Origin of the sequence: Streptomyces diastatochromogenes (assembly GCF_002242805.1) — a bacterium.
Taxonomy (GTDB): Bacteria; Actinomycetota; Actinomycetes; order Streptomycetales; family Streptomycetaceae; genus Streptomyces; species Streptomyces diastatochromogenes.
In genome coordinates this window covers 91,132-104,861 of sequence record NZ_MCGQ01000030.1, presented here as the reverse complement: position 1 = coordinate 104,861, position 13,730 = coordinate 91,132, and the positions used below count along the sequence as shown (strand labels likewise).

Genomic DNA, 13,730 nt, shown 5'->3' with positions numbered 1-13,730 from the left:
GGCACCACGGTCACCGGCCGGGCCTCCGCGATCGCGACCGCGCTCACCGGTCAGGGCTTCAGCCCGGACACGACCACGGCCAACGCGCCCAGCCCCGCGACCACCACCACCCTCACCTACGGCACCGGTGAGAAGGCCCAGGCGCAGACGGTCGCGAAGACACTGGGCCTGTCCGCCTCGCATCTGAAGCAGGGTGCCGGCAGCGGCCTGACCCTGGTGATCGGCAGCGACTGGCCCAGCGGCACCAGCTACAGCGGCGGTACGTCCTCGCCCGCGCCCGCCGACACCAAGGCCGCGGTCTCCAACGCGCACGCCCAGACCGCCGACCAGGCCAAGACCTGCGCCAAGGTCAGCCCCTACAAGACGGTCAGCCTCAACGGTGTCCCCATGACCCCGGCCCAGGCCTACGCGGCGGCCAGGAGCAAGCCCGACTCCGACGCCTGACCTGAAGGCCCGGTGGAATATGGCCGTTGTACAGTTGCGCAAGGTAGCAATCATGGCAACAGGTGCGGCCGTCCGGCGCGCACCGCTGCCCGGCGTGGAGATGGGGTGGGTGGGATGCTGCGCAACGGACTGGAACCCTGGCACCTGCTGATCGTGGCGATCGTCGTCATCGTGCTGTTCGGCTCGAAGAAGCTGCCCGAGGCCGCCCGCGGGCTCGGCAAGTCGATGCGCATCCTCAAGAGCGAGGCCAAGGCCATGAAGGAGGACGGCGTCGCGCAGTCCGCGGCCCCCGCCGAAGGTGCGCCCGAGCAGTCGGCCCCCAAGGTCTTCCAGACCGCCCCGGGTGACACGGCCGCGGCCCGCACGATGGCCGAGGACACCGCCGCTCGTTGACATCCTGGGTAGCCGCGCGTGCGAACGTGAGTACGGCTACTCAGGCCCGTGTCGCCCTCCTGCCGGATCGTTGGAAGCCGGAAACGATCTCAGGAGGCTCTTCGCCATGGACGGTTCGCCGCGTTCCCTCACCGCGACGGTGCGCCACCACCTGCTCAACCCGATGGCACTGGGCTATCTGGCGATGGTGGTCGGCGTCCTCGCCTATGTCGAGGTGGACGCGCACTTCGTCGAGCAACAGGACGCCAGTTTCGCCGGTCTGTTGCTGTTCGTGGTCACGGCGCCCACCTCCTGGCTGTTCCTGATGCTGCCGGAGCCTCTCCCGTGGACCGGGATCGTCGTGGGTGCCCTGTTCCAGGCTGTGGTGCTCGGAGACGCGTACCGAAAGCTCTCCGGCCGCCCCCGTCACGGCACCCGCCCGAGCGGTGCGTGAGGAGACGGCCGGAGGCCTCTTGTTGCGCTGACTAACGGGCGGTGCCGAAGTCCTGCGTCCAGTAGCTGTTGGGCTGTGCCAGGCCGACGCCTATCTCCTTGAACGAGCAGTTGAGGATGTTGGCGCGGTGGCCGGGGCTGGACATCCAGCCCGCCATGACCTGCTCGGGAGTGGAGTAGCCGTAGGCGACGTTCTCGCCGTAGGTGCTCCAGCTGTAGCCGGCGCTCGTGATCCGGTCGCCGGGGGACGACCCGTCGGACCCGGTGTGCGACATGTTCTGGTGGGCCGCCATGTCCTGGCTGTGGGCCTGCGCCACCTTGGTCAGGGTCGCGTTCAGCGTCAGGGCCGGGCAACCGACCTTGCCGCGCTCGGCGTTGACGAGCGCCACGATGCGAGCGGCGACCCCGGAGGCCGTGGCGCTGGGCTTCGGGGTGCTCGACGGGGTGGGGGTCGCGGAGGCGGTCGGCCTGGGGACGCTGTGCGTCGCGGTGGGCTTGGGCCTGGGCTTCGGCTTGACGGTCGTGTGGGGGGTCGCGGAGGCGGTCGGGGTCTTCGACGGCACCGGCGTGGGCGTGCCGGTCTCGCCATCCTGCCAGTGGCGCTTCCAGTGGCTCTTGTGGTGGTGATGGCGATGGGTCTGGTACTGCCAGGTCTGGGCCGCGTAGTTCCCGGCACCGTCGGCCTGGGGTGCGCCGTCGTTCCCCCAGTCGCCACAGGCCATGGCGGCGGTCGGTACGCCCACGGCACTCAAGGCGACAGCCGCGATGACCATCCGCCGGTAATGCTGCTTCTTACGATGCTTCGCCATGCGTGACCTCACCGGTAACTTCCTGCGGGCCGTCATTCTTAGAAAGGCCTCACAGGGAGCGCAAAGAGCCTTCGTACTACCTTGCTTCGTAGATCCCGAGGGCCCTTGCCAAGGGCAGGTGAGCGTGCTGGTCCGGCGTTCGCAGTTTGCGTGAGTTGCTGTTGCACCGTCAGAAACCCGATGAGCTTCGGAGAACGGGCGGAAATGCCGAGCCGAGGGCATGCCGTCCTGTCTGACCCGCCAGTCTCCTACGTCAAGCCGGACAAATCCCATATGTCGCCAGAGCGGCATCTACTATTCGGCACGGCTAGCTCTCGGGGAGGGCGTGACGGATGTCACGGAACCAAAGCTTCCGGTTCTCGTCGGCCGCCCACAGGGCGATCTGTGTGCGTGAGCGAAGACCTAGCTTGTCGCGGACCTTGTCGAGGTGTGTGGCGACTGTATGCACCGAAAGTCTGAGTTGCTCCGCTATCTGTCGGTTGGTCAGCCCTTCTCGGACCAGCTCGACCACCATGGACTCCCGTGCGGTCAGCCGGGACCCCTCGTCCGCGCCGCGCCTCGCCCGCAGGGCGTACGCGACGAGCCGCTCCCCGTGCAGCCCCCGTGCGCCGGCGACGGCGGCCTCCCGAGCGGCCGGCGACAGCAGTTTCCTGGCACGGTCCGCCGCCTGTTCCATCGTGCGTCGCCAGGGCGCCTCGGGCTCGGTGTCCAGCCGGTGCCGTGCCCGCGCGCTCGCCTCGTACAACCGCAGGGCGCGCTGCGGGTCCCCGCTCTCGGCGGCCACGAGGGCCAGGCCCTCTACGGGATACAAGGAGTGGAAGCTTGTCCCGGGAGTGATCCGCAGGACTTCGGTGAACAGTCGCTCGGCGCTCTCCAGATGCCCGAGAGCCAGGCGTACGGCCCCCGCGGTGTGCAGCGCGGCCGCGGTCCGAGGCCAGGGTGCCTGCTCCCTGAGTACCGGCAGGCACCGCGCCATGAGTGCGTCGGCTTCGGGTGCCCGGCCCGCCTGGAGCAGTGCCCAGGCCAGGTGATGGGTGCACCAGGCGATCTCCTCCGGTGTGCCGAGCGAGGCGACGACGTCCAGGCACTCGCGCAGGTCCGCGACGGCCTCGGTGAACTCCCCGCGGCACAGCCGCGCCGCCGCCCGGGCGTCCAGGGCGTTGGCCAGACCGGCGGGGTCGTGGCGCATCCGCTCCCTGGCCACTGCCTGCTCGCCCCGCCGCAGCGCTTCGTCCAGGTCGGCCTGCTGGCAGGCCACCCGCGCGGCGAGCGCGGGCACCTCTCCGCCCGGCGCCGGGGCGTCGGCTCCGCCCAGCGGTCCGGTCAGCAGTGCGCGGGCGGCGGACGGCTGCTCCTGCTGGTAGTGCACCCGCGCCAGCTCGAGGGTGAGCCGCGCCCGCGCGGCGTCGTCCTGGCCGGTGGCGCAGGCCAGTACCGACGCGAGATTGTCCCGTTCCGCCGCCAGCGGGCTGCTCGCCTGGTCGGCGAACACATCCCCGCGGTCACGGTCGGCCAGCCCGGTCAGCCAGGCGAGGGCTCGTCGCAGGGTGCCGGGCAGCTCTCCGGACGCGCGCAGCCGCTCCATGGCGTAGGCGCGGATGGTGCCGAGCTGCCGGAAACGGGTGGGCGCCGCGTCTCCCGGCAGTCGTACGACCAGGGACTTGGCCTCCAGGGCGCACAGGATGCGGAAGACCTGCCCCGGTCCGATGCCGTCGCCCGCGCACACCGACCGCGCGGCGGCCACGTCGAACCCGCCGACCAGGACCGCAAGGCGTCTGAAGACGGCCCGCTCCGCCGGGTCCAGCAGCCGATGACTCCAGTCGACGGCGGCGGCGAGCCCTCGGTGGCGTCGGGGCCCGGTTCTGCTTCCGTCGGCCAGGAGGTCCAGCTGGGACAGCTGGTCGTCCAGCCCGGCCAGGATGTCACTCGGTGCCAGGGCGCCGACGTGCCGGGCCGCGAGTTCGACGGCGAGGGTCAGGCCGTCCAGCCGCCGGCAGATCTCGGCGACCGGACGAGCGTTGCCACGGTCGAGCGAGAAGCCGGGCGAGCGGTTCGAGGCACGTTCGACGAACAGCCGTACGGCATCCGCCCGCAGCAGGGCCGCCACGTCGTCCCCGGCGTCGGCCGGGGGCAGGGACAGCTCGCCGACCCGGAACACCGTCTCCCCGGGCACCCGCAGGGCCTCCCGGCTGGTGGCCAGGATCCGCAGCCGAGGACAGCGGCCGAGCAGGGTCGCGACCAGCCGGGCGCACGGCTCGGCCACATGCTCGCAGTTGTCCAGGACCAGCAGCCGCGAGGTGTCACCGATCGCCCGGACCAGACCGTCGACACCGGTCCGGCCCGCGCGTTCGCCCACGCCCAGCGCGGTGGCCACGGACTGCGCCGGCACCGTGCAGTCCCGCAGCGAGTCCAGCTCCACGAGGTCGACCCGGGCGAAGCGGTTCGGTAACGCCCTGGCGAACTCCAGCGCCAGCCGCGTCTTGCCGACCCCGCCCGCGCCGGTGAGCGTGAGCAGACGCGTGCTCCTCAGCAGCGCGCGCAGGCGGGACAACTCCTGCCGCCGGCCGACGAAGGAGTCGAGCGCCGACAGCGGGACCCGGTCGTGGGCAGTGGTGGCAGACGTGGCCGGTGGTGCGGCCGGCGCGGCGCGCTGTGCCGCCAGTCGTCGCCTGAGCGCCCGTTGTCTGCAGGCGTTGGAACAGTACCGAGCCGGCCGGCCGCCGTGCGGTCTCGTGATCAGTGCCGCGCCGCATACCTCACACGCTCGACTCCGGGTCATCCCCGTTTCCTGGCCGCCCGTTCCCGGGACGAAACCCTCGCCTCAGGGCGTGGCGGCGGGGTTGATCCCGAGGACTACGGTTCCGGTCACCCCCTTGCCGAGGTCGCTGCCCGCCTGGGTGACGGTCAGCAGGGTCGAGGACCCGCCGTTGCGGTAGATGCCGTCCCGGGCGTTGAGCGTGCGGGTCGCCGTGTTGTTCCGGTACGGGGACAGGGCGGCGACGCGGGTGTTGTACGTCTCCGGGAAGTAGAGCTGGCCCGTGTGGGACACATGGCCTCCGTGGTACGTCCCGTTGGACACCGTGCCGCCCGCATGCGTCTTGACATGGATGTGCAGGGCCCGGCCGACGTACCAGCCCGGGTAGACGGTGGTGAATTCCGCGACGCCGGCGGCGTCGGTCAGCTGCACACCGCGCAGGAAGGTCGTGTCCGGGGTGGAACCGCCGGCCACGTATCCGGAGTAGACCCCGAGCGCGTCGCAGTGCCATATGTCGACCGCGGTGTTGGGCAGCGGGACGCAGGTGGTGCTGTCCGTCACCGTGACGCGCAGGGTGAGAGGGACGCCGGCCTTGCCCTCGGTGATGTCCTTGCGGACCGTCTCCAGGTCCAGGTAGTAGGGCCCCTCGGTCTGCTCGGGCGTGAGGACACACGCGGCCGCGAGCCGGGGCGTCGCGGTGCGGGTGTCCGAGGCGGCCGCCGGCTGCGTGGCGGCGAGCCCCAGTGCGGCCACGCCGAGGGTGGCCCCGCCCAGGGTGGCGATGACGGACCTGCGGGTGGCGCCGGCCGGAGCGTCGGCCGGCTCGGGGGCGCGCTGCGGCTGCGCGGCGTCGTGGTGGGGGGTGTCAGTCATGCTGTGACGATGGCGCAGGCGCCGGACCCTGGGATCGTACGGACGACCGATGAAATCGGAGGCGTTACGAAACCCCCGAGGCGCGTGCGGCAGCCCTCAGGAAAGCCGCCGCGACTCGCGGGGAGCGGTGGGCAGCGCCAGGTGCGCGAGGTCGCCCGGCGGGGGCGAGGTCACCGGCCACAGCGGAGCGGCGACCCCGTCGGCGAGCGCGGCCGGCGCGTCGGTGAGGTTCATGCGCTCGCGCAGCCGGCCGTAGAAGTCCATCGGGCCGAGCCGCACCGCCTTGAGCCGGCGGGGAGCGGCGTACACACCGATCCAGTCCCCGGGGTTGAGCACCCCGCGCACCTGGCCGTCGACGCTGACGGCGGCCTGGCCCGAACGATCCAGGACCCGTAGCGCGATGGGCTCGTCCGGAGCGGCCACGACCGACCGGTTGAACGTCATGTGTGGGGCCACCGGCGTGAAGATGAGGCCCTCCGCACGGGGCGAGACGACCGGACCACCGGCGGCGAAACTGTACGCGGTCGAACCCGTGGGCGTGGCCACCAGCAGCGCGTCGGCGGAGTACGACGCGAGGAGCCGGCCGGCCAGGTAGACGCCGACGGACACCTGCCGGTCCCGGGCCAGCTTCTCCAGGACGACGTCGTTCAGCGCGGTGATGTTCAGGGCGACGCCCCAGTCGTCACCGGTCTCGCACTCCACACGCACCGGGGGCGGGGGCAGCATCGGTCCACGGGCGTAGTGCACCAGCGCCTCCATCTGCTCGGGCACCTCCAGCCGGCAGGACGCCCGCATGGTCAGGAGCATCCGGCTCTCGACGGTGATCCGTTCCTCCCGTACGGCGTCCAGCGCGGCGCGCACGGCCGTGGCGGGGACCTCCGTCAGGAAGCCCACCCGTCCGAGGTCGACGCCGAGGACCAGGGCGTCGTTCTCGGCCGCCAGCCGGGCCCCGCGCAGGAAGGTTCCGTCGCCGCCCAGGGTGACGATGAGATCCGGATCGCCCGCGGCGTCCAGCTCCTCCCGGGCGCTGTGCCGCGCCCCCTCCTGCCACACGTCGATGTCGGCACACCCCACGGAGTGCTCGGCGCTCCACTCACGCACGGCGCGCGCGGCGGCCACGGCTTCCGCCCGCCCGCCGTGCACGACCAGGCCGATCCGGTTCACCGTCATACCCGCCTCCAAGCCGGCTCGCCCACAGGGCCCTCCTTCACCACGATCCCCGGCCCGCACCCCGCACGCCAGGCCGCGCCGTGTGCTTCCGTGCCGATCCCGCCCGGTTCGTGTCACTGGCGTGTCACAGCTGATCCACAGCGGAACCCCTGGTCAGATGAGTCTGTCTCTGTGCGTGAACACCGGCACAGAGCCGGTCGACCGGCTTACTTTCGAAATCGGGGGACCCCATGCAGCACCGAAACACCACCCGCGTCACCGTGTCGGCGATGGCCACGATCGCGGCCGCCCTGTCGCTGACCGCGTGCCAGTCGGGTGGCGGCTCACCGGCGGCCGAGAAGTCGTCCCAGGCCCCGGCCACCGCGGCCGCTTCCCCCACGGCCTCCTCTCCCACCAGCCCGGCCACCGCTGCCTCGAAGCCCGTCGGCGGCGGCACCTCCACCCCCTCGGGCGCGACTGCCACGCCGGCGTCCGACCCGTCGGGCGGCACCGCGCCGACGTGTCCGGTCACCGCTCTGGAGGCGAGCGCGTACCAGGCTGCCAACCGTCCGAACGGCACCGGCACCGGAGCCGCGATCGTCGAGTTCACCAACGTCTCCGGCAAGGCCTGCGTACTGCAGGGCCACCCGACGGTGGCGGGGGCGGGCAACGGCTCGCCCGACCACAACGCTCCGCTGAAGGTCACCCCCACCGGTTCCGCGTCGAGCGTGAAGCTCGCGCCGGGCGGCAAGGCATGGGTGAAGCTGACCTTCGTCCAGGTGCAGGGCGAGGCCGACGGCTACTGCGCCTCCGGTGCGAAGCCCACCGTGTACCCGACACTGGTGGTCGGCCTGCCCGGGTCGGGGGCCCACCAGGTCGCCCTGTCGGACGGTGAGATCGCCGAGTGCGACAACAAGGTCACCGCGACCGCGGTGTCGGCGGTGAAGCCTTCCTGACCTCGTCTTCCTGACGGCGTCTTTCTGACCTCGTCGGGAGCCGGGTCGGCGTCAGTGGGCCGTCGTCGAGGTGACGGCGGCCCGGGCCGCCCGTTCCACCAGTGCGACGCCGTCCTTCATCGAGGTGTTGCCGTCCGACAGGACCGCGACGAGGTAGTGGTGTCCGCCGGTCGTGATCCGGCCGACGCTGTTGACGTCCCACAGCCCGGTCGTGTTGCGCTGCAGCCAGCCATTCTTCAGGGCCCACTCGGAGCCCGCGGCCGCCGAGACACCCCAGGACTGGTCGTCGGCGACGCGGCTCATCAGGGTGCGGATGTAACCGCGGGACGTGTCGGCGAGGGCGGGCGCCGAGCCCGCCTTCGGGGCGGGACCGGTGTCGAACACCGCGCGCAGCAGTCGTATCTGGTCGCTCGCCGTGGTCCGGGTCAGCCCCCACCTGACGTCGGGGCCGCCCTGGGTGGCGGTCAGCCCCAGCCGCTTGTTCGCCGCCTTGAGACCCGGTGCGAGGCCGATGCGCCGCCACAGGGCGTTCGCCGCCGCGTTGTCGCTGTGCTCGATCATCGCCTCGGCCCGGGCGCGCTCCTTCGCGGTCAGGGCCTTCCCGGAGTCCTGCACCTGGAGCAGCACCGAGGCAAGGATGTCGACCTTGATGATGCTCGCCGTGTCGTAGGGGGCGTCGTCGCCGTACACCGCGGGCGTCCGGCCCGTACCGTCCAGGTCGAGCACCGCGGCCGTCACCCGCGCCTTGCCCCGCGCCCCCACCGACGTGGGGAAGTCGGCCGGGGCGGAGCCGGACCGTGTCGACGTGGTGGCCGCGGCCGCCGATGCCGGGGCGAGCGCACCGGCCGCGAGCAGCGTCGACATCGCGGCCGCGAGCGACAAGGAGCGGATTCGGTACGCCATGGTGAGGGACCTCGGCAGTTCGGAGGGCAGGGACACAGAACTGCGAACCTAAACAAAACGCCCGCTCGGCGAAGTGACCGCTGCCACGGCAGGGCCCTTTTGGCGCGAATTGTGAGCAGAGCAACACGTGGACCGAACGTGACCGATCGTCGCGCCGCGTGGCCGCCGGACCGGCTTGCCCTCCTCACTCAAGGGGAAGAAAGTGACCAGAGAGGCACACTGGGCCCGGGAGGCGTCATGAGCACATCAGCTGAGCCGAGAGTGTCGGGCCTGGAGATCCGGTCCATCGACTACGTCCCCCTGGACGAGCGGCACGGCAAGCTGTGGCACCTGGGCCCCCTGTGGTTCATGTCCAACGCCCAGATCGCCACCCTCGCGGTAGGGCTGATCAGCATCACCGAGGGCGGCAACCTCATCTGGTCGCTGCTGGCCATCGTCGCCGGTACCTTGATCGGCACCTTCTTCATGGCCTTCCACTCGGCCCAGGGGCCCCAGCTGGGCCTGCCCCAGATGATCCAGTCGCGGCCCCAGTTCGGCTACGTCGGCGCCCTCCTGGTGTGGGTCTTCGCCTACGTCCAGTACGCGGGGTTCAACGTCTTCAACAGCGTCCTCGCCGCCGACGCCATGCACACCACGGTGCACGGCGGCGTGAAGCTCTGGGTCGTCGTGGTCACGGTGGTCGCGCTCGTCATCGCACTCGTGGGCTACGACGTCATCCACAAGGCCGAGCGGTTCCTGACCTACACCTTCCTCCTCATCTTCGGGGTTTTCACCGTCGGCATCCTGGTCACCCTGCACTACCCGGCGGGCTCCTTCGACCTCGGCGCCTTCAAGTGGACGCCGTTCCTCGCCCAGTTCGGCGTGGTCGCCGGCTACCAGATCAGCTGGGCCATCTACGTCTCGGACTACTCGCGCTACCTCCCGCCGGACGTGACGGTCCGCAAGACCTTCTACTGGACGTACTTCGGCTCCGCGCTCGGCGGAATCTGGCTGATGGTGCTCGGAGCACTGCTGGCCGCCTGGGCCGGCGAGAGCTTCGACACGATCCCCTCGATCAACGCCGCCGGCGACAAGGTGTTCAGCGGATTCGGCGCGATCGTGCTCCTCTTCTCCGCCCTGGGCCTGGTGTCCGTCACCGCGCTGAACATGTACGGCGGCTCCCTGACCCTCATCAGCGCCATCGACTCCTTCAAGCGGGTGCAGCCCACGCTCGGCGTACGTCTGCTGACCATCGGGCTGACCGCCGCCCTCTCCCTGGTCGGCGCGCTCGCCGCGACCTCCAACTTCCTCGCGAACTTCAACAACTTCCTGCTGCTGGTGCTCTACCTGTTCATCCCGTGGACCGCGGTGAACCTCATGGACTACTACGTCGTACGCCGCGGGCACTACGCCGTCGCCGAGATCTTCAACCCGAACGGCATCTACGGGCGTTGGGGCTGGCACGGCATCATCGCGTACCTGGTCGGCTTCGCCGTCATGATCCCGTTCTTCTCCGTCGGAACCCTGTACGTCGGCCCCGCCGCCGACGCGCTCGGCGGAGCCGACATCTCCCTGTTCATCGGCCTTCCGGTCTCCGCGCTGCTGTACTGGTGGCTGACCCGCTCGATCGACGTGGAGGCCGAGACGCGCGTGGCGGAGGCGGAGGCGGCGGCGCTGGAGCAGGCGGCACACGAGCACCGCGAACCCTGACTCAGGGCGTGAGCATCCGGTCCTGCTCCACCGGGGGCGTGCCGTCGTACCAGTTCAGGGGCTTGCCGAAACGGACCAGCTCGCCGTACAGCGCCGGATCGACACCGTCGGCGAGGACCAGGTCGAGCACGGCCCGGGCGGCCTCGGCGGGGGACTGGGCGTGGCTGTAGTCGCCGAACCAGGGTCGGGAGGTGGCGGTGTCGACCATGCCGGGGCAGACGGAGGCGATCAGCGTGCCGGTGGCGAGGTCGTCCGCGCGGCGTTCGGCCGCGACCGCCCGGACGGCGGCGACCTGGGCCACCTTGGAGGGCACGTTCAGCCAACGCGGCCAGCCCGCCTCCTCCGCGGTCCCGTCGCGGACGGCGCTACGCCACGACTCGACGGCGTGCTCGACCTGGTCGAGGCTCGCGCCGTCGAACAGGTGGTGCAGCCGCGTGTCGAGGTGGCCGAGGGTGCCCAGACTGCTGGCCACGACGAGCAGCCGGCCACCCGGGCGCAGGACCGGCCCGAACGAGCGCAGGATCGCGTGCGTGGCCGTGTTGGAGACATCGATGAACTCGTCGGCACGCGCGGCCTGTGACTCGTCGGGCAGCACCCGGGCCACCGCGTTGGAGATCACGACGTCGACCCCGCCGTACTGCTCCTGGAGTTCGCCGGCCAAACGGTCGACGGCGCCGGTGTCGGTGACGTCCAGGACCAGGCCCCGCACCTGACCGCGGGTGCCGGGCAGTTGGGCCACCTGGTCGGCCGCCTCGGCGACGCGCTGCGGGTTGCGGCCGGTGAGCAGGACCAGGTCGTCGGGGCCCATCCGGGCCGCCAGCCCCTCGACGAGAGCGCGGCCGAGCCCCTGGTTGGCGCCCGTGACGAGGGCGATGCGTGAAGCGTTCATGCCTGCCACGCTAGAAACGCGCGGACCATGAGTCCAACGAAAGTCACGCAAGCCTGGTATGCGTAATCGTCATGGACTTCACCGATGTGTCGCTGACCGCGCTGCGCGTCTTCCGCGCGGTGGCCGAGCAGGGGACCTTCACCGCGGCCGCGGCCTCGCTGGGCTACACCCAGTCGGCGGTGTCCCGGCAGATCGCCGCGATCGAACGGGTGGCGGGCGCCGAGCTGCTGGAACGCAGGCGTGACGGTGTACGGCTGACCGCGGCGGGTCATCTCGTCATGCGCCGGGCGACGGTCGTGCTCGACGAGATCGACGCGGCCGCGCGCGAACTGTCCGGCCTTCCCGGGCAGGCCGGGACGGTCCGGCTCGGCTGGTTCCCCAGCGCCGGAGCGGTGCTGGTGCCCAGGGCCCTGATCGCACTGCGCCGCACGGACCCCGGCCTCGACGTCGTCGGCCGGGAGGGCAGCACCCCCGCCCTGGTACGTGCACTGCGCGCCGGCAGCCTGGACCTGGCGCTGCTCGCGTCGGCGCCGCCGTTCCGGCCGCCGGACGCCGAGTCACCCCCGCTGGAGCTGCGAACGCTCACCGAACGCGCCCTGCGCCTCGCGGTGCCCGCCACCCACCCGCTCGCCCGCGGCGACTTCGTCGACGTGGCCGACCTGCGCGGTCAGCGCTGGATCACCGGTTCCACCTCCGGAGCCGACGGTCTGATGGGCGTGTGGCCGGGCCTGGACGAGCGACCCGACATCGCCCACACCGCCCGTGACTGGCTGGCCAAGCTCTACCTGGTCGCCGCCGGCTGCGGACTGACCACCGTCCCGGCTTCCCTCGCTCCCGCCGCACCACCCGGCGTACGCATCCTGCCGGTCCGCGGCGGCCCCCAGGAACAACGCCGCCTCCTCCTGGCCCGCCTACCGCACCCACCGAGCGAAGCGGTCACCCGGGTGGCAACGGCCCTCCGTGCGGCGGCTCTTGACCTCGATACGCCGGACGGGGCGCAGCCGTCCGTGTGACCGGTGGGTGTCGAAGTGGTCACCCGTGTGGCAACCACCCTCCGCGCCGCAGCCCTTGGCCTCGATACGCCGGAGCGGGCGCAGCCGCCCGCGTGAGCGGTGGGTGTGCGGCGTCAGGCCGGTTCGCCTCGCCAGGCGCCGTCGCGCTGGGCCCAGCGTACGGCGGGGGTCACCGCGAGTCCGGCCAGGGCGAACACCACGCCGAGCACCGCCCAGCCGAGGGTGCCGTGGGCGACGGCGGTGACGGTGACCAGGGCCGGTCCCGCCATCATCCCGGCCGACATCCCGGCGCCGAACACCCCCTGGTAGACGCCGTGCGCGCGGGCGTCGGCCAGTTCGTACCCGAGGGTCCAGCCGCCGGCCGCCGACAGCACCTCGGCGAAGACCTGCACCACCGCACCGGCGGTCAGCGACAGCACCGCCCACACGGGGGAGAGGCCGGCGGACAGGGCGTACACCGCGCAGGACGCGGCCAGCAGCAGTCCCGACCAGCCCATCGCCCGTACCGCGCTGGGTACTTGGGAGGCACGGCGGGCGACCCGCACCTGCAGGAGCGCCACCAGCACACAGTTGACGATCATCAGCAGGGCTGCCGTCCAGCGCGGCGCCTCGGTCCGTTCCACGATCCACAGCGGCAGCCCGACCTCGGACAGCGTGTACTGCACGACCAGCACCGCGTTGAGCACGGTCACCGCCAGGAACGGCAGGTCACGCACCGCCCGCCAGCGGTCGACGGCGGGGGCGTCGGCGTCCAGCGCCGCCCGCTCGCGTACATGCGAGGCCAGCGGCATCCGCGGCACCAGCAGCGCGGGACCCGCGAAGGACAGCGCGTTCAGCACGATCACCGCCAGATACGCGCCCCGCGTGTCCAGTTGGAGAGCGACCGCGCCGAGCGCGCCGCCCACGCCCATCCCGACGTTCGTCACCATCCGCAGATACGCCCGTGCCTCCACCCGGGTGGCCGCAGGCAGCACATCGGCGTAGAGCGCGCCCTGCACCCCGCGGCTCGCCATCTGAAACGCCGTCGCACAGATCACCGTCACGAGGAACCCGGTGTAGGAGTGCACCAGGGTGTACGCGGCCGTGGCGATCCCGGTGCCGCCCCACATCAGGGCCCCGACCCGCCGCGCGCCCCACCGGTCCGCGGCCCGCCCGGCGGGCACCCCGGCGGCGACACCCACCAGACCCGCGACCGTCATCCCGACGCCGACCGCGGTCGCGTCCAGGCCGACGATGCGGGTGAAGTACAGGATGCCGAGCGGGAAGTAGAGCCCGTTGCCGAGGGAGTTGACGACGGTCAGCACGGTGGCGAGACGCAGGACCGGGTCGGCCGGCAGGAGCCTGCCCGCACGGGTCGCGCGACTCGCCTCGGGACTGTCGTGCTGGTCAGAGGCGGATGAGACAGGTGTCGTGGTCATGCCCGAC

General features: G+C 71.7%; 13 protein-coding genes. 6 read left to right on the top strand and 7 right to left on the bottom strand.

What is annotated here, in order from left to right; genetic code table 11:
- The 3 genes from BEK98_RS31520 to BEK98_RS31510 form a co-directional block, all read left to right on the top strand.
- Nucleotides 1-444: LytR C-terminal domain-containing protein (locus BEK98_RS31520; RefSeq protein ID WP_143684189.1), on the top strand; the 444-nt coding region annotated here is incomplete at its 5' end.
- A 114-nt stretch (nucleotides 445-558) separates the two neighbouring features.
- Nucleotides 559-837, top strand: a complete 279-nt coding sequence (gene tatA / locus BEK98_RS31515) for a Sec-independent protein translocase subunit TatA (RefSeq protein ID WP_094220122.1) — start codon at nucleotides 559-561, stop codon at nucleotides 835-837.
- Between the two features lie 106 nt (nucleotides 838-943).
- A complete protein-coding gene (locus tag BEK98_RS31510) occupies nucleotides 944-1,270 on the top strand; it encodes an SCO4225 family membrane protein (protein ID WP_094220121.1) in 327 nt (108 codons plus the stop codon).
- Between the two features lie 31 nt (nucleotides 1,271-1,301).
- On the opposite strand, the gene BEK98_RS31505 is transcribed toward BEK98_RS31510, so the two are convergent.
- From BEK98_RS31505 to BEK98_RS31490, 4 genes are all read right to left on the bottom strand, one after another.
- Nucleotides 1,302-2,078 (bottom strand): CAP domain-containing protein, encoded by a 777-nt coding sequence (locus BEK98_RS31505; protein WP_094220120.1) that lies wholly within the window; start codon nucleotides 2,076-2,078, stop codon nucleotides 1,302-1,304.
- A 307-nt stretch (nucleotides 2,079-2,385) separates the two neighbouring features.
- On the bottom strand, nucleotides 2,386-4,857 hold the full coding sequence (locus tag BEK98_RS31500; protein ID WP_094220119.1) for an ATP-binding protein: 2,472 nt from the start codon (nucleotides 4,855-4,857) through the stop codon (nucleotides 2,386-2,388).
- A gap of 42 nt (nucleotides 4,858-4,899) precedes the next feature.
- Nucleotides 4,900-5,706 carry an intradiol ring-cleavage dioxygenase gene (locus tag BEK98_RS31495; RefSeq protein ID WP_094220118.1) on the bottom strand — a complete coding sequence of 269 codons (807 nt, stop codon included), beginning with the start codon at nucleotides 5,704-5,706 and terminating at the stop codon, nucleotides 4,900-4,902.
- A gap of 96 nt (nucleotides 5,707-5,802) precedes the next feature.
- A complete protein-coding gene (locus tag BEK98_RS31490) occupies nucleotides 5,803-6,876 on the bottom strand; it encodes an NAD(+)/NADH kinase (RefSeq protein WP_094220117.1) in 1,074 nt (357 codons plus the stop codon).
- A gap of 230 nt (nucleotides 6,877-7,106) precedes the next feature.
- Between BEK98_RS31490 and BEK98_RS31485 the strand changes: the two genes are divergently transcribed.
- Nucleotides 7,107-7,811, top strand: coding sequence for a DUF4232 domain-containing protein (locus tag BEK98_RS31485; protein WP_094220116.1), 705 nt, complete (start codon nucleotides 7,107-7,109; stop codon nucleotides 7,809-7,811).
- Between the two features lie 51 nt (nucleotides 7,812-7,862).
- Here BEK98_RS31485 and BEK98_RS31480 read toward each other — a convergent pair whose 3' ends face one another.
- Nucleotides 7,863-8,714, bottom strand: coding sequence for a serine hydrolase (locus BEK98_RS31480; protein WP_094220133.1), 852 nt, complete (start codon nucleotides 8,712-8,714; stop codon nucleotides 7,863-7,865).
- A 237-nt stretch (nucleotides 8,715-8,951) separates the two neighbouring features.
- Here BEK98_RS31480 and BEK98_RS31475 point away from each other — a divergent pair, with 237 nt between their 5' ends.
- Nucleotides 8,952-10,403 (top strand): purine-cytosine permease family protein, encoded by a 1,452-nt coding sequence (locus tag BEK98_RS31475; protein ID WP_208643289.1) that lies wholly within the window; start codon nucleotides 8,952-8,954, stop codon nucleotides 10,401-10,403.
- A gap of 1 nt (nucleotide 10,404) precedes the next feature.
- Here BEK98_RS31475 and BEK98_RS31470 read toward each other — a convergent pair whose 3' ends face one another.
- Entirely contained in the window at nucleotides 10,405-11,292 is an 888-nt protein-coding gene (locus BEK98_RS31470) for an SDR family NAD(P)-dependent oxidoreductase (protein ID WP_094220114.1), read from the bottom strand.
- Between the two features lie 71 nt (nucleotides 11,293-11,363).
- Between BEK98_RS31470 and BEK98_RS31465 the strand changes: the two genes are divergently transcribed.
- Complete coding sequence (locus BEK98_RS31465; RefSeq protein ID WP_094220113.1) at nucleotides 11,364-12,305, top strand: LysR family transcriptional regulator; 942 nt, start codon at nucleotides 11,364-11,366, stop codon at nucleotides 12,303-12,305.
- 113 nt (nucleotides 12,306-12,418) lie between these two features.
- Here the strand turns inward: BEK98_RS31465 and BEK98_RS31460 are convergent, their stop codons facing one another.
- A complete protein-coding gene (locus tag BEK98_RS31460) occupies nucleotides 12,419-13,723 on the bottom strand; it encodes an MFS transporter (protein WP_094220112.1) in 1,305 nt (434 codons plus the stop codon).
- Between the last annotated feature and the right edge of the window lie 7 nt (nucleotides 13,724-13,730).

Coding starts and splice junctions, on each gene's coding strand:
- BEK98_RS31490 (WP_094220117.1), bottom strand. CDS start 6,876: ATGACGGTGAACCGGATCGGCCTGGTCGTGCACGGCGGGCGGGCGGAA.
- tatA (WP_094220122.1), top strand. CDS start 559: ATGCTGCGCAACGGACTGGAACCCTGGCACCTGCTGATCGTGGCGATC.
- BEK98_RS31470 (WP_094220114.1), bottom strand. CDS start 11,292: ATGAACGCTTCACGCATCGCCCTCGTCACGGGCGCCAACCAGGGGCTC.
- BEK98_RS31510 (WP_094220121.1), top strand. CDS start 944: ATGGACGGTTCGCCGCGTTCCCTCACCGCGACGGTGCGCCACCACCTG.
- BEK98_RS31480 (WP_094220133.1), bottom strand. CDS start 8,714: ATGGCGTACCGAATCCGCTCCTTGTCGCTCGCGGCCGCGATGTCGACG.
- BEK98_RS31465 (WP_094220113.1), top strand. CDS start 11,364: ATGGACTTCACCGATGTGTCGCTGACCGCGCTGCGCGTCTTCCGCGCG.
- BEK98_RS31475 (WP_208643289.1), top strand. CDS start 8,952: ATGAGCACATCAGCTGAGCCGAGAGTGTCGGGCCTGGAGATCCGGTCC.
- BEK98_RS31505 (WP_094220120.1), bottom strand. CDS start 2,078: ATGGCGAAGCATCGTAAGAAGCAGCATTACCGGCGGATGGTCATCGCG.
- BEK98_RS31500 (WP_094220119.1), bottom strand. CDS start 4,857: ATGACCCGGAGTCGAGCGTGTGAGGTATGCGGCGCGGCACTGATCACG.
- BEK98_RS31460 (WP_094220112.1), bottom strand. CDS start 13,723: ATGACCACGACACCTGTCTCATCCGCCTCTGACCAGCACGACAGTCCC.
- BEK98_RS31485 (WP_094220116.1), top strand. CDS start 7,107: ATGCAGCACCGAAACACCACCCGCGTCACCGTGTCGGCGATGGCCACG.
- BEK98_RS31495 (WP_094220118.1), bottom strand. CDS start 5,706: ATGACTGACACCCCCCACCACGACGCCGCGCAGCCGCAGCGCGCCCCC.